The sequence below is a fragment of the Comamonas sp. B-9 genome, assembly GCF_000410635.1.
Classification (GTDB): Bacteria; Pseudomonadota; Gammaproteobacteria; order Burkholderiales; family Burkholderiaceae_C; genus Comamonas.
On record NZ_KE148590.1, the window covers coordinates 10,868 to 32,398 of the forward strand.

At 61.2% G+C, this 21,531-nt stretch carries 19 protein-coding genes; 8 read left to right on the plus strand and 11 right to left on the minus strand.

The window, feature by feature from the left end; translation table 11 throughout:
• Positions 1-956 (plus strand): ATP-binding protein (locus H928_RS32890; protein WP_204366316.1); only part of this gene is annotated, 956 nt, incomplete at its 5' end.
• A 75-nt stretch (positions 957-1,031) separates the two neighbouring features.
• Here the strand turns inward: H928_RS32890 and H928_RS0114505 are convergent.
• From H928_RS0114505 to mnmG, 7 genes are all read right to left on the minus strand, one after another.
• Positions 1,032-2,072: a peptidoglycan-binding protein gene (locus H928_RS0114505; protein WP_021027161.1), complete on the minus strand. Its 1,041-nt coding sequence runs from the start codon at positions 2,070-2,072 to the stop codon at positions 1,032-1,034.
• A gap of 209 nt (positions 2,073-2,281) precedes the next feature.
• Positions 2,282-3,199, minus strand: a complete 918-nt coding sequence (locus tag H928_RS0114510) for a ParB/RepB/Spo0J family partition protein (RefSeq protein ID WP_021027162.1) — start codon at positions 3,197-3,199, stop codon at positions 2,282-2,284.
• Between the two features lie 3 nt (positions 3,200-3,202).
• Positions 3,203-3,766: an alpha/beta hydrolase gene (locus H928_RS0114515; RefSeq protein WP_021027163.1), complete on the minus strand. Its 564-nt coding sequence runs from the start codon at positions 3,764-3,766 to the stop codon at positions 3,203-3,205.
• A gap of 175 nt (positions 3,767-3,941) precedes the next feature.
• Positions 3,942-4,715: a ParA family protein gene (locus tag H928_RS0114520; RefSeq protein ID WP_021027164.1), complete on the minus strand. Its 774-nt coding sequence runs from the start codon at positions 4,713-4,715 to the stop codon at positions 3,942-3,944.
• 22 nt (positions 4,716-4,737) lie between these two features.
• Positions 4,738-5,352: a LysE family translocator gene (locus H928_RS0114525; RefSeq protein WP_021027165.1), complete on the minus strand. Its 615-nt coding sequence runs from the start codon at positions 5,350-5,352 to the stop codon at positions 4,738-4,740.
• Positions 5,353-5,510: 158 nt separating this feature from the next.
• Positions 5,511-6,167 (minus strand): 16S rRNA (guanine(527)-N(7))-methyltransferase RsmG, encoded by a 657-nt coding sequence (rsmG, locus tag H928_RS0114530; protein WP_021027166.1) that lies wholly within the window; start codon positions 6,165-6,167, stop codon positions 5,511-5,513.
• Positions 6,164-8,143, minus strand: a complete 1,980-nt coding sequence (mnmG, locus tag H928_RS0114535; RefSeq protein WP_021027167.1) for a tRNA uridine-5-carboxymethylaminomethyl(34) synthesis enzyme MnmG — start codon at positions 8,141-8,143, stop codon at positions 6,164-6,166. Before mnmG ends, rsmG begins: the two co-directional genes overlap by 4 nt.
• Before the next feature lie 221 nt (positions 8,144-8,364).
• Here mnmG and gstA point away from each other — a divergent pair, with 221 nt between their 5' ends.
• The 3 genes from gstA (at position 8,365) to cueR (ending at position 9,792) form a co-directional block, all read left to right on the plus strand.
• Positions 8,365-8,967, plus strand: coding sequence for a glutathione transferase GstA (gene gstA, locus H928_RS0114540; RefSeq protein WP_021027168.1), 603 nt, complete (start codon positions 8,365-8,367; stop codon positions 8,965-8,967).
• A 151-nt stretch (positions 8,968-9,118) separates the two neighbouring features.
• Positions 9,119-9,313, plus strand: coding sequence for a heavy-metal-associated domain-containing protein (locus H928_RS0114545; protein WP_021027169.1), 195 nt, complete (start codon positions 9,119-9,121; stop codon positions 9,311-9,313).
• A 2-nt stretch (positions 9,314-9,315) separates the two neighbouring features.
• A complete protein-coding gene (gene cueR / locus H928_RS0114550) occupies positions 9,316-9,792 on the plus strand; it encodes a Cu(I)-responsive transcriptional regulator (RefSeq protein WP_021027170.1) in 477 nt (158 codons plus the stop codon).
• 78 nt (positions 9,793-9,870) lie between these two features.
• On the opposite strand, the gene H928_RS0114555 is transcribed toward cueR, so the two are convergent.
• Positions 9,871-10,950 (minus strand): recombination-associated protein RdgC, encoded by a 1,080-nt coding sequence (locus tag H928_RS0114555; RefSeq protein ID WP_021027171.1) that lies wholly within the window; start codon positions 10,948-10,950, stop codon positions 9,871-9,873.
• Between the two features lie 311 nt (positions 10,951-11,261).
• Here H928_RS0114555 and H928_RS27935 point away from each other — a divergent pair, with 311 nt between their 5' ends.
• The gene (locus H928_RS27935) at positions 11,262-11,816 is read left to right on the plus strand and encodes a Spy/CpxP family protein refolding chaperone (protein WP_043340234.1); all 555 of its coding nucleotides are present in this window, start codon (positions 11,262-11,264) and stop codon (positions 11,814-11,816) included.
• A gap of 207 nt (positions 11,817-12,023) precedes the next feature.
• Entirely contained in the window at positions 12,024-12,554 is a 531-nt protein-coding gene (locus tag H928_RS0114565; protein ID WP_021027173.1) for an acyloxyacyl hydrolase, read from the plus strand.
• A gap of 3,548 nt (positions 12,555-16,102) precedes the next feature.
• Here H928_RS0114565 and H928_RS0114570 read toward each other — a convergent pair.
• The 3 genes from H928_RS0114570 to H928_RS0114580 all read right to left on the minus strand — a co-directional run bounded on the left by H928_RS0114570 (position 16,103) and on the right by H928_RS0114580 (position 17,890).
• Complete coding sequence (locus tag H928_RS0114570; protein ID WP_021027174.1) at positions 16,103-16,465, minus strand: HPF/RaiA family ribosome-associated protein; 363 nt, start codon at positions 16,463-16,465, stop codon at positions 16,103-16,105.
• A 278-nt stretch (positions 16,466-16,743) separates the two neighbouring features.
• Positions 16,744-17,304, minus strand: coding sequence for a GNAT family N-acetyltransferase (locus tag H928_RS0114575; protein ID WP_021027175.1), 561 nt, complete (start codon positions 17,302-17,304; stop codon positions 16,744-16,746).
• Between the two features lie 115 nt (positions 17,305-17,419).
• Positions 17,420-17,890 (minus strand): peptidylprolyl isomerase, encoded by a 471-nt coding sequence (locus tag H928_RS0114580; RefSeq protein ID WP_021027176.1) that lies wholly within the window; start codon positions 17,888-17,890, stop codon positions 17,420-17,422.
• Positions 17,891-18,089: 199 nt separating this feature from the next.
• Between H928_RS0114580 and H928_RS0114585 the strand changes: the two genes are divergently transcribed.
• Both H928_RS0114585 and H928_RS27940 read left to right on the plus strand, forming a co-directional pair.
• Entirely contained in the window at positions 18,090-18,878 is a 789-nt protein-coding gene (locus tag H928_RS0114585) for a 3-hydroxybutyrate dehydrogenase (protein ID WP_021027177.1), read from the plus strand.
• A 311-nt stretch (positions 18,879-19,189) separates the two neighbouring features.
• Positions 19,190-21,531: transglycosylase domain-containing protein (locus tag H928_RS27940; protein WP_021027178.1), on the plus strand; the 2,342-nt coding region annotated here is incomplete at its 3' end.

Sequence of the window (21,531 nt, forward strand, 5' to 3'; positions counted from 1 at the left end):
AGAAGGAGTTTGGCCCGCAGGCCGATGCCAAGAACCTGGTCTTCCGCGTGCGCGACAGCGAAGACTGGATCTACACCGACCAGTCGCTGCTCTTTATGCTGCTGCGCAACCTGGTGTCCAACGCGCTGCGCTACACCGACCACGGTGGCGTGCTGCTGGGGGTGCGCAAACGCGGCCTGCAGCGCGTGATCGAGGTCTGGGATACCGGCGTGGGCATCGATGACGAACACCACGACCTGATCTTCCAGAAGTTCCGCCAGGTGGCCGAAGACCAGCACATGGGCACCAAGGGCCTGGGGCTGGGTCTGGCGATCGTGCGCGAGCTGGCCGATATCCTGAATGTGAAGGTCGCGCTGTCATCGATCCCGGGGCGCGGCAGCGTGTTCCGCGTCAGCCTGATGGCCGAGGCCGTGCCTGCCGGCGGCTATGGCCTGGTCACCGGCCTGTGGGAGCAGCCCGACGATGGCGACTACTCGTCGCTGCACGGCCTCAAGGTGCTGGTGGTCGATGACGAGCCGCTGGTGCGCGTGGGGCTGGCCAGCATGCTCGAGCAATGGCATTGCCAGGTGATGAGCGCGGCCAATGTGGACCAGGTGCGGCGCCTGATCGACCACATGCAGGAGAGCAACAGCAAGCCCTTCGATGTGGTGCTGACCGACCTGCGCCTGTCGGCCACCGAGGACGGCAGCATGGTCGTCATGGCCGTGCGCGATGCCACGGCCGAGCATCTGCCCTGGCAGCAGATGCCGCCCCACTATGTCATCCTAACCGGCGACACGGCCCCCAAACGGCTGCAGATGGCCAACAGCCTGGGGGCGACCTTGATGCACAAGCCCATCGATCCGCGCCAGCTGCACAAGCTGCTGGCCCGGGAGCTGCAGCTGCGCTGCGATATCGAGGAGTTCATGGAAACCCAGCCGCCTGCCGATATCGACGAGGCCATCGACAGGGCATGAAAAAACCCGCCGGGATGAGCGGCGGGTCATGCGGCGGATCGGTGGCCTGGCAAGGCTGCGATCAACGCCGAAGGTTTATTCCGCCAGCTGGCGCATCGTGGCCTGGTCCAGGCGCCCCGTCACCGACAGGCCCTGGTCCTGCTGGAAGGAGCGCAGCGCGTTCTGCGTGCGTGGGCCGGAGGCGCCATCGGGGGTGCCCACATCGTAGCCCAGCTCGTTGAGGCGCTGCTGCGCTTGCTTCATGCTCAGGCGCACATTGGTCTTGGCGCCAGGTGCCGAGGTCTGGCTGGGCGCTGCGGCGCCATCCACACCCAGGCGACCGCCACCGCCCAGGCCCTGGCCTTTGACGGATTGCGCGCTGTAGTTGCGCAGCGCCTGCACCATCTGGTTGTAGGCATCGACGAAAGCGGCCGACACGACCTTGCCTTGCGAGGTGTTGGAGTAGCCACCCATGCCGGCACCGGCTGCGCCACCGAACAAGGTGCCAAAGCCACCCCAGTCGGTCTTGCTGGCGTTACCGGTCGACGAGGACACCTGCACGCCCGAGCGGTTGTCCACCAGGGTCAGCATAGCCGAGGCTTCACGGGTCTTGCTGCTGGCAGCCACTCCGGCCACAGCGCTGCCGCCACGGCCGCCCAGGATGCCACCCAGCGCCGCGCCAAAGCCGCCGGCATTGTCTTCGCTGAAGGTCACCTCAGGCGTCAGGCCATAGTCCGATGCGACCACCTGGCCCTTGCCGAAATTGCTGCCTTTGCGCATTTCGCCGTTGTCCATCATCGCGCGCTCACGGTTCATTGCGTTCATGCCGGCAGCGCTGCGCTCCACCACCACAAAGCAGTTCGATTGCTGGATCAGCACGCGCAGCAGATTGGCGGTCGGTGGCAGGCGGTATTCGTTGCGCAAAATGGTGTACCAGCCCGCTTGCTGGTTCTCGACCAGGGACACGGTACCCACGGGCGAATCACATTTTTCGAGTTGGCTGTTTTCGCCCTGGCTGCTGCCCCCTGCTGCGCCACCGGTCACCATGTTGTTGGTGCCGCCGCCCAGCTTCATACCGGTGCTTTCGCAGCCTGCCAATGCCAAGACGGCCAGTGCCGCCAATGCTGCCTTTTTCATGTCGCTCTCCCGCAAATCATTCAGTTGTTCATTCAAAGCGAGCCCGGAATTCCTCCCAGGCTCGATTACTTCGATTTCGTATTTTTGCTTTGCGCTGCTGACACGGGAATCACCTGCTTCCAGGAACCTCGGTGGAGCGTTGTCTGCTCTTAGGCGAAGTTGTTAGTAAATGTCACCCAAATCACGACGTGCAGCACATGGCCGGTGCATTATCCACGTAATTTATCAATCAATCCATTCAGGGCATCCAGTGAACCAAACTGGATTACCAATTCACCCATCTCTTCGAGTTTGCCGGCGCGTTTGACGCGCTTTTTCACGCGCACCTCCACTTCAGCCATCAACAGGTCCGACAGCTCTTCTTCGACGCGCTTCAAATCGCGCGATTTCGCTGGTTTGGCCTTGACCGGGGTTTCGCCCGAGAACTCGGCACTGACCTTTTTGACCAGGCTCTCGGCCTCGCGCACGCTCAGTTTGCGGGCATTGATCTGGTTGGCGGCGGTGATCTGCGCGGCGCGGTCCAGCGCCAGCAAGGCACGCGCGTGGCCCATGTCCAGATCCCCTGCCATCAGCATGGTTTGCACGGGTTCGGCCAGGTTCAGCAGGCGCAGCAGGTTGGACGCTGCCGAGCGCGAGCGGCCCACCGCCTGCGCGGCCTGCTCATGCGTCATCTGGAACTCACCCACCAGGCGCGAGAGGCCCTGGGCCTCTTCCAGCGGGTTGAGGTCTTCGCGCTGGATGTTCTCGATCAGCGCCATCGCCGCGGCCGACTCGTCCGGCACATCACGGACCAGCACCGGCACCTCGGCCAGCCCGGCGATACGCGCGGCGCGAAAGCGCCGTTCGCCGGCGATGATTTCGTACTTGCCGGCGTGGTCGCCCGAGGCCAGCTTGCGCACCAGGATGGGCTGCATGATGCCCTGGGCCTTGATGCTTTCGGCCAGCTCGTACAGCGCGCCCTCGTCCATGCGCGTGCGCGGCTGGTAGACGCCGGGCACCATGTCATCGAGCCGCAACTGGTGGGGCAGCTGGCCCTTGTCGTCGCTGGCGGGCGCAGCGTCCTCGACCTTGGGGCCCAGCAGTGCTTCGAGGCCGCGTCCCAGACCCTTGGGTTTCTTGGTAACCATGTCTTAATTCACCTTTGTTGGTTCGGCCATCAGCTCGGCCAGCAGCGCCTGGCCCAGCGGCCAGTCGCCCAGCCCCGATTCGGCATTGATATGGCCGCAGGCGCCCTGGTCCACCCAGCGCGCGCCCCAGTGGCTGGCCAGCCACTGCGCGCGCTCGGCGCTGCAATAGGGGTCGTTTTGGCTGCCCACCAAGATGGTGGGAAAGGGCAGTTTTTGCAGCGCGATCGGCGACCAGCCAGGGATCTGTTCGGCCAGGTCGGCGCGCTCGACATCGCCCGGTGCCACCAGCAGCGCGCCGCGCACCTTGCTGGCCGCCTGGGGCGAATGCGCGGCCCACCAGGCCGTCAGAATGCAGCCCAGGCTGTGGGCAACCAGCACCACGGGCTGGGGCGCATCCAGCACCACATCCTGCAGGCGCGCCGTCCAGTCACCGCGTTTGGGGTGCATCCAGTCGTGCTGCTGCACGCGCTCATACCCCAGTTGCTGCTCCCACACCGTTTGCCAATGGCCCGGCCCGCTGTTTTGCCACCCCGGCAGCAGCTTGATGGACGAGGATTCAATGCTCATTTTTTAATAGCAAAAAAGCGCCACCGTACTGCGCTGTTTCAAAGAAATGCAAACCCTTATTGTGCCCGAATGCTTGCCATACGCAACGCGGGCGCCCGCAGCGCGCAGGCCGCCATGAAAAAGACCTCCGCATGCCAGGCAGCGGAGGTCGGTCGGGCAGCGGCGGGGCCGGCTGTCACTTCATGCGTTTGATGCGCTTGACCATCTCTTTGGCGAACTCGACAAAGGCCTTGCTGCCCTTGGCGGCCGGGTCGAACACGACGCCGGGCAGGCCGTAGCTGGGGGCTTCGGCCAGGCGCACATTGCGGGGAATCACCGTGTCGAACACCTTGTCGCCGAAATGCTCGCGCAGCTGGTCGCTCACCTGCTGCTGCAAGGTGATGCGCGGGTCGAACATGACCCGCAGCAGCCCGATGATCTCCAGATCGCGGTTCAGGTTGGCATGCACCTGCTTGATGGTGTTGACCAGGTCGGTCAGGCCTTCGAGCGCAAAGTACTCGCACTGCATCGGCACGATCACGCCATGGGCCGAGCACAGGCCGTTCAAGGTGAGCATGGACAGGCTGGGCGGGCAGTCGATGAGCACAAAGTCAAAGTCGGCGTCGCTCGCCTCCAGCGCGGCCTTGAGGCGCTTTTCACGGCGCTCGAGCTCGACCAGCTCCACCTCGGCGCCCGACAGCTCGCGGTTGGCGCCCAGCACCCAGTAGCCGCAGCGCTCGGAATGGACAGCCGCCTCCTTGATGGTGCTCGATTCGAGCAGCACGTCGTAGACCGAGGTCTCCAGTGCGCGCTTGTCGATGCCCGAGCCCATGGTGGCATTGCCCTGGGGATCCAGGTCAACCAGCAGCACACGCTGCTTGATCTTGGCCAGACCGGCCGCCAGATTGACTGCGGTGGTGGTCTTGCCGACGCCGCCTTTTTGGTTGGCGATACAGAAAATTTTTGCCATGAGAACTCGCTTGTCCACTAACTTATTTGGTCAGGGCCAGCTTAAGGCCAAAACCAATCAAAAACACACCCGCCGTTTTCTCCAGCCATTTGACCAGGGCCGGATTGGCGCGCAGGCGCTCGGCCAGCATCCTGGTGAGCAGCACCACGACCGTGCAATAGGCCAGGCTGATCACCGCAACGGTCGCTGCCATCACTGCAAAAGTGGGCAGGCCCCGGTGGGTGGCCGGATCAACAAACAGCGGGAAGAACGCCATGTAGAACACGATGGCCTTGGGATTCATCATGGTGATGAGAAAGCCTTGCCTGAAATAATGCCGGGGCGCAATCTTGATGACCGGCTGGTCGCCAGGTCGGGCTGTTATCAGCTTGTAGCCAATCCAGGCCAGGTAGGCCGCGCCCAGCCACTGCACCGCCTGAAAGGCTGCCGGGTACGCGCTCATCACCGCGGCCACGCCGGCAACGGCCAGCCACATCAGCACCTGGTCAGCGGCCATGCAGCCCGCGCATACGGCCAGACCAGCCTGGATGCCGCCCTTGCCCGTGGAGGTGATCAGCGCCAGGTTACCGGGCCCGGGAATCATCAAGAACAGGAGCACGGCGAAGACAAATGCACCATAGTCAGAAATGCCAAACATGTGCCGCCTCTGCGATGGAAACTTTGAGTGTAAACGACGGCCCTGCTTGCAAGCCAGCAAAAGCGCGTTGTTACCGGCGCAAGCGTCAGCAAAAAGCCCCGAAAAATCGGGGCTGGTAGATGGTCGAGGTGACGCGGCCTGCGATCCGCAATGCAGCGCTATGCCGCCTGCTGCCGCATCCAGACAATGCAGCGCTCGGCATCGAGCCCGGGCACCTGAAGCGGCTCGATGTTCAGCACCTGCACCGAGGCGGGCAACAGCGCCAGCTCGTCGTCAGGCCGCTTGGCCTTCATCGCCAGCCAGATGCCATCGGCCTTCAAGGTCTGGGCCGACCAGGCGGTGAAATCCTGCAAGGCGGCAAAGGCACGGCAGCTGACCACGTCGTACTGCTGGCTCAGCTGCTCGACGCGCGACTGGATGCCATGCAGGTTGCGCAGGCGCAGCGCGGCAGCCGCTTGCTGGATAAAGGCCACCTTCTTGCCCACGGTATCCACGCAGCTCACATCCAGCTGCGGCAGGCAGATGGCGAACACCACAGCGGGCAGACCGCCACCCGAGCCGACATCGAGCAGCTTGGGGGCTGGCAGGCCAACCCCCTCCAGATGGCGCACCAGCGGCGGCACCGCCGCCAGGCTGTCGAGCAAATGGTGGGTCAGCATCTCCTGCGGGTCACGCACCGAGGTCAGGTTGTAGACCTTGTTCCACTTCTGCAGCAGATCCAGAAACGCCATCAGCTGGGCAATTTGCTCATCGCTCAGCGACAGGCCCAGTTGTTGTACGCCGTCACGCAGTGGGACTTCCAATGGTGCGCTCATGCAGTCGTTACCTCTTGTGCAGTGCTGAAGCCTTTGAAGCCACCTTTTTTCAGGTGAACCATCAGCAAGGAAATGGCAGCGGGCGTGACACCGGAAATACGCGATGCCTGGCCCAGGGTTTCGGGGCGGTGGGTCTGCAGCTTCTGGCGCACCTCAAACGACAGTGCCGTTACCTGCATATAGTCCAGCTCGGCGGGCAGGCGCAGTTTCTCGTAATGGGCTGCGCGCTCCACTTCGTCCTTTTGGCGGTCGATATAGCCCGAGTACTTGGCACCGATCTCCACCTGCTCAACCACGGACTCGCTCAGTGCACCCAGTGTTTCACGTGAAACGTCGCTGGTCTGGTAGGCGCCTTCGTTCAGGCTCATCAAGGTGGCGTAGTCCACACCAGGGCGGCGCAGCAGATCGAACAGGTTGTACTCCCGCTCCATGGCCTTGCCCAGTACACGTTCGGCTTCTTGCGCAGCGACGATGCGTGGGTTCACCCAGGTGGCCTTGAGGCGTTCTGTTTCACGTGAAACAGCATCGCGCTTGCGGCTGAAGGCATCCCAGCGCGCATCGTCGACCAAGCCCATCTTGCGCCCCTCTTCCGTCAGGCGCATGTCGGCATTGTCTTCCCGCAACTGCAGGCGGAACTCTGCCCGGCTGGTGAACATGCGGTAGGGCTCGGTCACCCCCTTGGTGATCAGGTCATCGACCAGCACGCCCAGGTAGGCTTCATCACGGCGCGGCGTCCAGGGGCCTTCGCCCCGGCATTGCAGTGCAGCGTTCAGTCCGGCAAACAGGCCTTGGGCTGCCGCTTCTTCGTAGCCGGTCGTGCCATTGATCTGGCCGGCAAAGAACAGGCCCTGGATCTGCTTGGTCTCAAAGCTGTTCTTCAAGGAGCGCGGGTCGAAGTAGTCGTACTCGATCGCATAGCCCGGGCGCAGGATGTGGGCGTTCTCCAGGCCCTTCATGCTGCGCACCAGTTCGTACTGCACGTCGAACGGCAGGCTGGTCGAGATGCCGTTGGGGTAGTACTCGTGGGTGGTCAGGCCTTCGGGCTCCAGAAAGATCTGGTGGCTTTCCTTGTTGGCAAAGCGGTTGATCTTGTCTTCCACGCTTGGGCAGTAGCGCGGCCCTACCCCTTCGATCTTGCCGGTGAACATCGGGCTGCGGTCAAAGCCGCTGCGGATGATCTCATGCGTGCGCGCATTGGTGTGGGTGATGTAGCAAGGCATCTGCGCCGGGTGCATCTCTGCATTGCCCATGAAGCTGAACACCGGCAGCTGGCCTTCGTTGACGCCGCCGGGCATGCCGTCACCCGGCTGGGTCTCACACTGGCTGAAGTCGATCGAGCGGCCATCGATGCGCGGCGGCGTGCCGGTCTTCAGGCGCCCCTGGGGCAGCTTCAGCTCTTTGAGACGCGCCGACAGGCTGACCGCTGGCGGATCACCGGCACGGCCAGCGGCATAGTGGTTCAGGCCCACATGGATCTTGCCGTCCAGGAAAGTCCCGGCCGTCAGCACCACGGTGCGGCTGCGAAAACGGATACCCACCTGGGTGACGGCGCCCACCACGCGGTCGCCCTCGACCATCAGGTCATCGACCGCTTGCTGGAACAACCAGAGGTTGGGCTGGTTCTCCAAGGTCTCGCGGATCGCTGCCTTGTACAGGATGCGGTCGGCCTGGGCACGGGTGGCGCGTACGGCCGGGCCCTTGGAGCTGTTGAGGATGCGGAACTGGATGCCACCCTTGTCGGTGGCCAGCGCCATGGCGCCGCCCAGCGCATCCACCTCCTTGACGAGATGGCCTTTGCCAATGCCGCCAATGCTGGGGTTGCAGCTCATCTGGCCCAGGGTTTCAATATTGTGGGTCAGCAGCAGCGTCTTGCTGCCCATGCGGGCAGCGGCCAGCGCTGCCTCGGTGCCGGCATGGCCGCCACCGACAACGATGACATCAAATTCTTGCGGATAGGTATAGGGGGTTTGGCTCATACGGCCTCGTTCCAGGGCTCGCAAGGCAGCAGCCTTGCATGCAGTCATGCCCTTCTGCAGCCCTTTGACAGAATGGCGAATAGTCGGTTTTGCCCGCTATTTTAATGACTTGGGGGTTTACACGCGGTCAGCCGTGTTATTGCGCCGCAGCCACCTGGCTGCAAAGCTTTGTCAAAAGCGATAGCATGGTTTGGCTTTCACCTTTCACTGGAGATTTGTTGATGAAGCTGTATTTCTCTCCCGGCGCCTGTTCGCTGTCGCCCCATATCGCCCTGCTGGAAGCTGGTCTGCCTTTCACCCTGGAGATGGCCAGCACCAAGACCCACCAGCTCAAGGACGGCACCGACTTCTACACGATCAACCCGCTGGGCTATGTGCCGGTACTGGAGCTGGATAATGGCCAGCGCCTGCGTGAAGGCCCGGCCATCGTGCAGTACATCGCCGACCAGGCGCCCGCCTCCAAGCTGGCTCCCGCCAACGGCACCTTCGAGCGCTACCAGCTGCAAGAGTGGCTGGGCTTTATCGGCACCGAGATCCACAAGGGCTTCTCCCCGCTGTTCAACCCCAACATGCCCGACACCGTCAAGGACATGGCCCGTGGGCAAGTGCTCAAACGCCTGACCTGGGTGGATGCGCAGCTGGCCGGCAAGGAATTCCTGATGGGCGCGGACTTTAGCGTGGCGGACGCCTACCTGTTCACCGTCTGCGGCTGGAGCAAGTTTGTCGGAGTCGACATCAGCGGCCTTCAGAACCTGGCTGGTTTCCTGCAGAGCGTGGGCGCTCGCCCATCGGTGCAGAAGGCCATCGCAGACGAAAAGCAGTAAGCGCAGCTTCGGCCCGGATGTGTTTCACGTGAAACACATCCGGGCCGGTGCAGTTCTGATGGCTTGTTCCTGGCGAAAGACCCTGCTCTTGACCTTCACACCGTGTCAGCTTTCAAGATCAGGCCATCAACCACAGGAAAAGGAAACTCTGATGCAAAACACCTTCCAAGTCCAAGGCATGACCTGCGGCCACTGCGAGCGTGCCGTCACCCAGGCTGTGCAGCAGCTCGACGCCCAGGCCAAGGTAGCGATCGACCGCGCCCAAGGCAAGGTGGTGGTCGAGTCCAGCCAGCCCGCTGACAAAATCGCAGCGGCCATTGCGGCCGAAGGCTACCAGGTCCAGTAAGCATGGCCAGCCCGTCACGCAAGCCTGCCGCTGAGCAGTCCATCGCCTGGCCGGTGTCCATCAGCCAGGCAGCCCAGCTGGCGGGTATTTCTGCGCGCATGGCGCGCCACTACGAATCGCTGAACCTGCTGCCCCATGTGCACCGCACCGACAGCGGCTACCGGCTGTATACCCAGTCCGATGTGCATACGCTCTCCTTCATCCGCCGCAGCCGCGATCTGGGCTTCTCGATGGAGGAGATCGAGAACCTGCTCAATCTCTGGCACGACAAGCAGCGCGCCAGCAGCTCGGTCAAGGAGATTGCGCAAAAGCATATTGGCGCCTTGCGCGAGCGCATTGCCGCGATGAAGGCGATGGAGCGCTCGCTGCAGGCGCTGGTGCACAGCTGCCACGGCGACCAGCGGCCGGACTGCCCTATTCTTGACAGCCTGTCCGACCCCAAGGCCGATCCCGATGCGGCCAGCTGCTGCAAGCATTGAAGGCCTGGACAGACCACCGCCTTCGCCATAAAAAACGCGCTCCTGGGAGCGCGTTGTCGTTTCTGCGGTTGGCCCAGATCAGAAAGGGCTGGAGTCCGGATCCTGGTCCACCGGTGCCGATTTGGGCCCGGTCTGCATGCCGCCAGGCTTGCCAGAGGCCTGGAATGGCTTGGCAGCACCTACCCCCTGGCTGATCGGCTTGGCGGGCGCTGCAGCCCCTTCCAAGGCCGCTGCGGCGGGTTTGTCGCCCCGGTCGGGCAGCTGGCCCAGTTCGGTGCGGCCTTCGCCGCCCAGCGCCTGGATCAGATCCGGAATCAGCTGGCTGAACTCCCCGGTGGCAATGGCCACATCGGCATCAAAGCCGCCATCTTCGCTGGCCCCTTCCATCACCACATCGAGCAAGGCCACCTTCTTGAGCTGCAGGCCCTCGGTCAGCACAAAGCTGACCCGGTCATCCCAGGTCAGCGCCAGCTTGGTGGGCAGCTTGCCCTGGTCGATATGCTCGCGGATCTCGTCGATGCCCAGCGGATGGCGGGCATAGCGCACCACGGCCTTGGATTCATCGGCGCTCTTGAGCTCGCACTCCTGGTCAATGCTAAAGCCCGCCGGCGCGTCGTAGCTGTGCAGCCAGGCGGACATCGCCCCCTGGGGGCTGTTCTGGGTGTCGATCAGTGCCACGGCAAAGCCGGGCGATGCCTCCACCAGCATCGTGATCACTTCGTCGGCACGGCCCTGGCTGCTGGTGTCCAGCACCAGGAGGCGCGCCTGCGGATCAATCCAGATCCACAGCCCGCCCTGCTTGGTAAAGGCCATTGGCAGCAGATCGAGCTTGCACTCGTCCTTGAGCTCCTGCTTTTCCTTCTTGCCGGGCTTGCGGCCTTCCTGGGCTTCGATATGGGCGAGCTTTTCATCCACCTTGCGGTTGAGCACGCTGGCGGGCAGCATCTTGCTTTCGCTCATCAGGCGCAGGATCCAGTGGCCGCCCACGGATTCAACCATGGCGCCGTGCTCCTCGCCGCGCGGAGGCACCCAACCGGTGGACTTTTCCTGGGTGGCACCGCACTGCTCAAACTGCTGCTTGGCCAAGGCCGTATCCAGCGCGACCAAATCCGGCTGCCAGGTTTCGGAGATGCGGTAAAAAATCATGTTCTTGAACATGCCATTCCTTTGTTCTGGGGGGCTGCAGTCTTGCGCAGCAGCCCTTTAAAAAACACAAGCGGCCCTGGTGTGCCGCACTGATCTGCTGTCCATTGTGCCGCGAATCGGGCCCGCCCCAGAGCGATGCAGCGGGCAAAAAGCCGGGGTTTGGACTTGTTGACCCAGGGGGCCAGCAATACACACAATCCCCAGCCCAACAACCAAAATTGCTAATTCTTTACACAGCCATACCGGCCAGTGACGGGGCTATTACATGGCAGGCGGACACTGCAGACATCGCACAAGACATCACAACCCGGAAAGGAACCACCATGTCTCTCTTGCAACGCAGCGCCATCGTGACCGCCATGCTGGCCAGCCTGTCGGTTTCCAGCTTCGCCCAAACCCCGGCTGCCCCCGCAGCAGCCCCCACCACACAAAGCGCCCCCGCCCCAGCCAAGAAGGCCCATGGCCCCGAAGCACGCGAGGCCCACATGGCCAAACGCATGCAGACACTCAAGGCCTCGCTCAAGCTCAATGCCAGCCAGGAAGCCGGCTGGACCAGCTACATGGCAGCGGTCAAGCCCCAGCGCCCAGCGCCGGGCGACCGCCCTGAGCGCCCCGACTTTGCCAAGATGACCACGCCGGAGCGCATTGACGCGATGGCCGCCATGCATGCCAAACACCAGGCGGCAATGGACCAGCGCAACCAGGCCACCAAGGCTTTCTATGCCAGCTTGACGCCTGAGCAGCAAAAGACCTTTGATGCAGAAACCTTGAAGATGCATGAGCGCCGCGGACGCGGCCCGGACGGCAAGGGCCCGCATGGCAAGCGCCATCAAGGCCCAAATCCGAAACAGACTGTTCCGCCGATGGACAGTAAATAAGGCCGGAGCGCTCCTGCACCCTTGGATCGCCCTCTCCATCCCCTCCTGCGCAGCCTCACACGCTGCGCTTTTTTGTGTCCGTGCCAATGTCCTTGGCGGCGTCAGCGGTTGCATACAGACAACATCCTGCTTTTGCTGACAGAAGTGCCTGTAGTCCAGGTGTAACATTATTTAATGCAATACCGCCCTCTCCTCTCCGCTCTCGGCTTGTGCGCGCTGACTGTCTGGAGTGCCTCTGCCCAAGCGCAGTTTGCCGACAAGCGCAACAGCCCCACCCTGTACTTGCAAGCTGGGGTTGCAGAGCGTGACGCACGCAGCGTCACCATTGGCTCCACGATCCCGATGGACTGGAAGACCTATTGGTGGGGCCATGCAGTCACCGCCCACTGGGACATGAGCCTGTCCGCCTGGAACTCCGACCGCATGGAGCAAGAAGGCAGCCGCACCATTGCGGTGGTGGGCTTCGTGCCCACGATGCGCTTTCACAGCAAGAGCCAGTACCCCTGGTTTGTTGAAGCGGGCCTGGGCGGTTATGTCTCCAGCAAGCTCTACGAAAGCCGCGACAAGCGCTTCTCGACCGCCTTCAATTTTGGCACCCATATCGGTGTGGGCTACTTCACCGGCATGCGCCGCGAGAATGAATGGTCGGTTCGTCTGGAGCATCTGTCCAACGCCTCGATCAAGCGCCCCAACCCTGGCGAGAACTTTGTGCAGCTGCGCTACGCGCGCCACTTCTGATCGCCCCATAACCCCCCTCTTCCCCTTCATACCGCCTTCTGGCGGTATTTTTTTGCCTGTATGAGGGGTTATGGGCTGGATGTGCCGTTCGGGGCTCTAGACAGCCATAGCGGCGCTTGAGAGGCAGTTGGCTGGAATGACCGTATAGGCCAGAGGTGCTGCGGCAAGGAACCATATAAATGACTGTATAAAAATACAGTTATAGAGGATAAGGGCCAAGGTCCTTGATCCATTGCGCAACCACAGCGATCCGAAGACACCAGGGCTGTAGGACGCTCACACGGCCATTCAGGGCCGGCAGAGACGGTTTAAGCCATCCTTGGTCCCAACCCTCCTCCGCCCCCTCTACCCAGCTCCAGTCAAAGCCTGAGCAGCTTCCAGCAGCCTGGTGGACGGATCTGCAGGGCCGGCCTGGCAATCCGCTGTGATGCGTTCCCTACTGCGCAGCGACACCGAGATGGCAGCGGCACCAATCAATGCCGCCTTCTCATCCGGCCATATGCCTGCAAAGCGGCATCCGCACTCGCCACGCCTATCCAAAAGTATAGCGAACACCTATGCAAGGCTGTGCATTTGCGCACAGGGCCCTCTCTGTGTGATCGAGCTCTGGGTCAGAGCAACAGCGCTGCCACCAAGCACTCCAAGGTCTGAGATGCCCTCGTCCAAATGGGAGAGGGATTCTGAGGTGATGTGCTACGTATTTTGAGAGCTGCTCTGCCCCGCTCCCTTCTTGCAAAGCGACTTGACATTTCACAGTCTGAAAAATTTCAACATATGAAACTTTGCCGAGCTTGCCTTTGGTTTTTCTTTTATTTTCTTTAAAAGAATAGTAGATAGTAGTAGAAGGGCGCCACCATCTGTGGATAAGTGCATTAAGCCCAGAACATTCAATTGCTTGAAATTTTTCTAACCATGTTGATGGTACCCCTCCATGGTTGTCACTGCAAAGTGGATAAGTAGAACTCATGGGATATTTCTGTTGATAAGTTTATTTGTGCGTCTTCATTATCCACAGTCATTCTGCAGGCTTGAATTTGAATCAAGCTATTGATAAATAATGAATTATCCACAAATACCCGGCCATCAGCACAAAATGGCCGTGCGGATTGCGTTGCTGTGCGTAGGAAAGCCTGCCACGCAAATATTGCCCACAGGGCCTAGGCAGGAATCCGCTTCTTTAGCTGTCTGAACTATTTGCCATAAAAGCTGTGGATAAGTTTTTTATGCTTATAAAACAAATAGCTGCCTTGCTATTGCACTGTGTACACGGGGCGCTATTTCCGGTGCATGGTAGTAGTGCAAGTTCTCCATTTGGTGTTTGTCTGTGGATAACTAAGGAGTTATTGTTGGTTTGTTCCTAATGTTACCCACAGATCTTTTGGGGTGTGCTACGTCGTGTCTGGATCAGAGGACGAGATGGGCGGGTGTCGATTCGGGACAATGTTGAATAAAAACAATGTCTTGTAGATGCCTAAAGGACAGGCTGGGCATGCATAGCCATATGCCAGGCGCCGGCTTTTAAGCAAAACCCACGTTTGCCAGGCCAAAAAATCTGCATGTGCAAAACCAGCGCTGCAGCCTCATCTGCGCTGGCATCTGTACGACCCACACCCCACCATGCCGGCCGCAGCCGTCCGAGCTGTTCTTGCCTGTGGACATCCCGCTTGCATGGGCGTCGGGGCCTCGCGCTGGGTTCGCTATCCAGCGTTAAAACTTGCCGCGCTCGCTGGTTGTCAGCATGGTTGCACTCCGATCTCTAGCCCGGTAAGCGTCTTTTACGCTCCGGCTTTTCCAGTTGATCCAACGACGCAGTCAACGGTATTTGCCAGGCCCACCAGGCTTGGCGCGGTCGGCGTGCTTTCCGAAGGGTGGTGGGCGTAGATTCCTGGGCTGTTAACGCAATGCCTTGGCTCGACCGGCTATGGCGAACGCTGTGCGCAGCCAATAAGCGAGTCTGCGGTGGGCCTTCCGACATCAGGGCGGAGCGACAGATGGGTGCTGGGCCAATTTCTGCGATCCGCCCAGTACCAGGTTCCTGGTGTGGCGATGGGGATCTGCGGCATTTCAGACCAAATGGAGCCACAGCTTTGCCCCGCCATCGACAAAGCCAAAATTATAATTTGAATGATTCAAATAAACTGAAATCAGAAGCTGGTCAATTCAAATCACCCGCAACGATGGAGTGCAGAGCTGTATGGCTGAATGCTGATTTTTTATGCAAAATGGATAAAGAGCCACCATGTCTTTTCAACAAGTTATCCTTTATGCACTTGTGCATAATTTTCCATATCATGATAAATTTCACGATATGAGAATTTCTGTCTCTACAGTTATGCACATTGCGGCATAAACAGCCTCCCTCTACGATGGCGCAAATTTGTGGATAAGTAAAGGACTTATGCGGTAAAACGACAGACACCTGCTTGTGCTGAACTTATTCACAATTCCACTCAGTTGGAGATCTGCGGCATGCATTGTGGATAAGTTGGCTCGTGCATCGTCTAGTTATTCACAGAAAGAAGGCTGTTTTTTGTTTGAAACAAGTCATTTGCATATTTATGCACAAGAACGCACGAATAACATTCAGCCATAGACTTGCTTAAAAAATAGGCGGGAATAGCTAGAAATTTGTGGAAAAATTTGTGCATAAGTCCCTATGGGTGTTGAGACCTCTCTTGCCAGAAATGCGGAACTATTGCTGAAAATTGCTGGACATTTGGCGATATATGGAGCAGATATCGCTAGATTGACGCGATGAAGTCACTTGACAATCACTGTTGGAAAAAGTGCATTGATCTGTGGATATCTTTCTGTCAACGGAAAAAGGCAGAGAAATTTGTCACATGTGCATAACTTGTGCACGAATCCATCGATTGAACGCATGAAGATATCCACTGGTTTTTGAGCACCTGATCGTCCGGTCTGCGCGGGGCATTCAGCGGATTTGAATGACCGCGATTCCGCATTGGCTTGTGCGCGGCCGAGCGTTCAAGCTTGTTGCAGCTCTGTGAGCGGTGTGGAACGGCGGAGGGCCGTTGGAGGAGGGCGCGTACCAGCAGCGGGGGACGCAGGCGCTGGTCTATGTCTGCCTTGCGTTCTGCCCTGGGTTTTGTGCAAGCGCAGCGATGCGCGCTGAAGCGTGATAAGAGTCGCCAACACGACCCAGCAAACCGAAGGTTTGCGGTTGAGACTAGGCGCCAAGCCGCAGGTAGTACAGACGTACGACAAGGCTTGGTAACGACGTATCAAGGGTTGTGTTGGCGACTCTAAGTGCCCCTGCCCTGGCGGCTGGGCGCTGGATGCAGATTGCGAGGCAGGCGCAGCACGGGCGCTTGCCCAGCCAGCCAGGCGCTGACTGCGTGTCCGTCTGGTTTGCGGCTGCCCCTCGCTAGCGGGTGCGCTGCAGCTGCCTACAGCGCGTCTACCGCGCTGCAAACCACGCAGCTGCTGGGACAAAGGCCGTGAAAACAGCAAGCCTCAGACGCAAAAAAGCACCGCCAGGCGGTGCTTTGCTCAGGAGGATGGGCGGTGCTGGCCCGTCTTAGCGCTTAGGCTTCGACATCCTCGTCGGTGCCCGTGCGAATGGTTTCGCGGTTGCTCTTGTCGCGCATCTTGGCGATGTCGGTGTCCAAAGCACGGTGCAGTTTTTCCAGTGCTGCGTTGAAGGCTTCGGCGACCTTTTCGGCCTCGGCGTTGACGGCCAAAGGTTGGCGGCCGGTGGCACGTGTTTCCATCACACAGCGCTTGCCTTTGCCGCCGTTTTTCAGGGCGTCCACATCGGTGAGGTAAACCTCCACCCGGGTCACATATTCGCGGAAGCGCGAAAGCTTGTTTTGTACCTCGGTTTGTGCCCATTGGGAGAGGGATTCTCCGCCTTGAACATTGTCACCAGCGTGCACTTGAACTTGCATGGATGTGCTCCTTTCTCGAACATGCTGGGCGGCAGCCCAGCTATAGCAACCGGATGCAGCGAAGGCCATCGCCTTGCGGCACCTTGTTGATCACATCCTAACTCGCAAAACTGCAACAAAGCCTGCGACATGGTCAATATGCGTAAAAGCCCTGAGAAAGATCAAGCGTCCTACAGCCGGCTGGGTGCGCACTCGGACGGCAGGGCAGGGCGGCGGTTGGCTTGAAACGCGGCAAGCCATCCCCATCAGCCGGTCATCGCAGCCGCGCAGTGCGAGGCCTAGGTTGCTGCAAATTTTGCAGCGGACAAGCGATACAGCACATGGGCTTGCAGCGGGTGGCCCTCAGGCAGGGCAGGGTGCGCAAAATCGCCTGCCAGGTCGTGCTCCATGCCCAGGCGCTGCATCAGTGCCTGCGATGGCAGGTTGCTGGTGGTGGTGAAGGCGACGATTTCAGCCAGCTGCAACTGGCCAAAGCCCACGGCGAGCGCTGCCCGCGCGGCCTCGGTGGCCAGGCCCTGGTGCCAGGCATGGCGCGCCAGGCGCCACATGATTTCGACGCAGGGAGAAAAAGGCAGCTCGGCCTGGGGCACATGCAGGCCGACAATGCCGATGAATTGCTGGTCCTCCAACCGCTCCACCGCCCAGACGCCCCAGCTGCGCTCGGCCATCAGCGCTTCGCAGCGGTCGGCCATCGCGTCGCTCTGCGCCCGCGTCAGCGGCGCGGGGAAGTAGCGCATCACCTCGGGGTCCGCCGTCATCGCGGCAAAGGCCTCCCTGTCCTGCGGCTGCCATTGGCGCAGCTGCAGGCGGGCGGTTCGGGGCTCGATCAGGGTGGTCATGGGGTCGTTGCTCCAATGAAAAAGCGGCCTGCACGCAAGGCCTTTGCGTGAGCCGCTGGGGTGATCAACAACGCCAAGAGGGCCGTGCACTGCACCGGCCCGCTGCGCGGCAGTATCAATGGTGGTGGCCGTGCGCGCCATGCACATGGCGGTGGGCAATCTCTTCTTCACTGGCCGCGCGCACATCGACGACCTTGCCGCTAAAGCGCAGCGCCAGGCCGGCGAGCGGGTGGTTGCCATCCAGGTGCACTTCCGGGCCCTTGATCTTCTTGACGTAGAAGGCCTGGGGCTCGCCGCGGTCATTGGCGCCGCGCAGCTGGCCGCCCACCTTCACGCCCGGTGGGAATTCGCTCTTGGGGATCACGCGCACGAGGCTCTCGTCGCGCACGCCAAAGGCATCTTCCACCGCCAGATCCACGCTGGTGCTAAAGCCCACGGCCTGGCCTTCAAACGCAGCTTCCACCTTGGGGAAGATGTTTTCATAGCCGCCATGCAGGTAGGCGAGGTTGCCGCTGTCCAGCGGTTTGCCTTGCGCATCGGTCACCTTGTATTGGATGGTGACGGCGCAGTCTTTGGTGATGTTCATGGTCTTGTTCGAAGAGTCTGCCAAAAACGCAAGTGTAGAGGTTCGCACCGGCGGGCCGTCTGGCGCACGTGGATGGCAGGGGCAGCGCCAAGGGTTTGGTGATTGTCATGCAAACGGCTTGCTCTCCTACGGCAGCATGCTGCAGCGCAGCGCGAGACTGGCTATTTGTGACCGCTTTTCCGGTCGAAAGGATGAAGAAATGGTTCAGCAACTCGCAGGCAAGGTGGCCTATGTAACGGGCGCCGCCAGTGGCATTGGCAAGGCCATTGCCGATCTGTATGCGCAGCAGGGCGCCAAGGTGGTGATCGCCGATCTGAAGCAGGAAGCAGCCGAGGCGGCGGCCCAGGATATTGCCAGCAAGGGCGGCACAGCGATGGGCCTGGCGGTCGATGTGACGCAGGAAGACCAGGTCGACGCCTCCGTCGAAGCTGCTGTCAAGGCCTATGGCGGCATCGATATCCTGGTGAGCAATGCCGGTATCCAGATCGTCAAGCCGGTGCAGGACTTTACGTTGCAGGAGTGGCAAAAGATGCTCGCCATCCAGCTCGATGGCGCCTTTCTCACGACCCGCGCCTGCATCAAGCACATGTATGCGCAGGGCCGTGGCGGCAGCATCATCTACACCGGCTCGGTGCATTCCAAGGAGGCATCCAAGCTCAAGGCGCCCTATGTGACGGCCAAGCATGGCCTCGAAGGCCTGGCCAAGGTCGTGGCCAAAGAGGGCGGCCCGCAAGGTGTGCGCGCCAATGTGATCTGCCCCGGTTATGTGCGCACGCCCCTGGTGGACAAGCAGATCCCCGAGCAGGCCAAGGAGCTGGGCATCAGCGAGGCCGATGTGATCAAGAACGTGATGCTTAAGGATACCGTCGACGGCGAATTCACCACGGTGGACGATGTGGCACGTGTGGCGCTCTTCTTTGCAGCCTTCCCCACCAACGCGCTGACGGGGCAGTCGATGATCGTGAGCCACGGCTGGTTTATGGAGTGATGCCCGCCTGCCCCGCGCTTGCCTACGGGGGCGGTATTGCTGGGGTGACAAGACCTGCAGGCAATATCCTTCTGCAACTTGCCTTTTAATGCTGCCAAAACGCTCGAAATTCGGTTTTATCCAACTTCTATAGCTTTTGGCCACCCCCTACATTTGTTACATGGTTTGCAGTCTGCTTTGCACAGCCGACAGGCGGGGAAACTGCCGCTGCCCGACAATGGCGCCTTGGCCAAGGCAGCGGTGCGGACAGCGCGCTGCCGGCCCAGGCTTTGCAGACTTCTTCCATGGCGATCCCCCTTCTCTCCGGTTTGATGAACACCTTGCGCCGCGCAGCGGGCGCCTTGCCCGGGCTGGCGCGGCGGCTGCGCCCCTGGCTGGCCGCGCGCAGCAAAAAGCAATGGCTGCTGGCAGTCGCGGCCTTGCCGGTGCTGCTGCTGCTCTATGTGCTGCTGCTGATTCCGCTCACCCCCTCGATCGGCGATATCCAGAAAAACAAGGTCGAGGCCCCCACCCAGCTGCTGTCGGCCGATGGCAAGGTGCTGGCGCAGTACAAGCGTTCCAACCGCGAATGGGTGGCGCTCAAGGACATTTCGCCCAACGTCATCAATGCGCTGATCGCCACCGAAGACCACCGCTTTTATGAGCATGGCGCGCTCGACTGGCGCCGCACCTTTGGCTCGGTGCTGCACACGGCGATGGGCCGGCCCCAGGGCGGCTCCACCATCACCCAGCAGTTGGCGCGCAATATGTTTCCCGAGGAAATCGGCCGCGCCCGCTCGCTCAACCGCAAGCTCAAGGAGGCCGTGACCGCCTACAAGATCGAATCGGCCTACACCAAGGACGAGATCCTGGAGACCTACCTCAACACCGTGCCCTTTCTCTACAACGCCTTTGGCATCGAGATGGCCGCACGCACCTACTTTGACAAGCCCGCCCAGAAGCTGAGCGTGCTCGAGGCCGCCACCCTGGTCGGCATGCTCAAGGGCACCAGCTACTACAACCCGGTGCAGAACCCCGAACGGGCCCAGCAGCGCCGCAACACTGTGCTGGCGCAGATGAACAAGCACGGCAAGCTCAGCGACCAGGATTTTGAGACCCTTAAAAAACGCGGCATCAAGCTGGATTTTGAGCGCCAGGACGAGGCCGTGGGCATGGCACCGCATTTTGCGCAGGCGCTGCGCAAGTGGCTGATCGAATGGGCCGATGCCAACGACTACAACATCTATGCCGATGGCCTGGTGGTGCAGACCACCATCGACTCGCGCGTGCAGCAATGGGCCAACCAGGCCGTGGTGCGCCAGGGCCGGCAGCTGCAGGTGACCGCCAATGGCCTGTGGAGCAACCGCAACCAATGGACCGCCAAGAACCCGCTGGTGCAAAGCTTTGTGCGCGAAAGCGCCGTCTACCGCCAGGCCGTGGCCGATGGCCAGGACAAGGACGAAGCGCTAGAGCGCCTGCTGGCCGATGCCGACTTTATGGCCAACCTGCGCCAGGACAAGGTGCGCGTGCAAGTGGGCTTTATGGCCATGGACCCGCGCAACGCCCATGTGCTGGCCTGGGTCGGCAGCCGCGACTTTGCCATCGACCCGTTCGACCATGTTTCGCAAGCGCGCCGCCAGCCCGGCTCCACCTTCAAGCCCTTTGTCTATGGCGCAGCGCTGCAGGATGGCGCCTTGCCCACTGACCAGCTGATGGACGAGGCCGTGCGCATTCCGCTGGGCGGCGGGCAGTTCTGGCGCCCCACCGATGGCGGCCCGCCCTCCGACCAACCGATGACCCTGGCCGATGGCCTGGCCTACTCCAAGAACACCATCACCGCCCAGGTGATGGCCAAGGTGGGCCCCGCCAAGGTGGCCAAGTTGGCGCGGGCACTGGGTGTGCGTGACAGCAAGCTCGAAGATGTGATGTCGCTGGCGCTGGGCACCAGCCCGGTCACCTTACAAGAGATGGTGACCGCCTATTCCACCCTGGCCAATGGCGGCGGCTACCGCGTGCCCATCATGGTCACCCGCATTACCGACCGCGAAGGCAAGGTGCTGGCCGAGTTTGAGCCACCCGCCACCGAGCTGGCGCTGGACAGCGGCGTGACCTACGCCTTGATCGACATGATGCGCGGCGTCATCACCAAGGGCACGGGCCGGGGTGTGGCGCGCTATGGTGTCAGCGGCGACTGGGTGGGCAAGACCGGCACTACGCAAGACAATGCCGACGGCTGGTTCATGCTGGCGCACCCGGACTGGGTGGGCGGCGCCTGGGTCGGCTTCAACGACAGCCGCGTGCAGCTGAACGACTACTGGGGCCAGGGCGCCCACAGTGCACTGCCTGTTGTGGCCGAGGTGGCTGCCGCATCGCAGCGCGCCAAGCTGGTGCAAGCACAGGCCCGCTTTGAGATGCCCGCCGAGAACAACACCTTTGTGCAGCGCCTGCGCAGCTGGATGCTGGGCTTTGGCGACAACAAGCAACCGGTCGATCCGTTTGAGCAACCGCCTGCGATGCAGCCGCTGCCCGATCGCGGCAACCCCGGTGATGCGCCCGTCATCGACGACCCCGAAGCCCGGCCCATCGGCCAGGGCGGCGCGGGCCCGCGCGGCCCGAGTGGCGAAGGCGACTACCCCGTGTTCCAGAACAACCCAGCTGCAACTCAGCCCCAGAT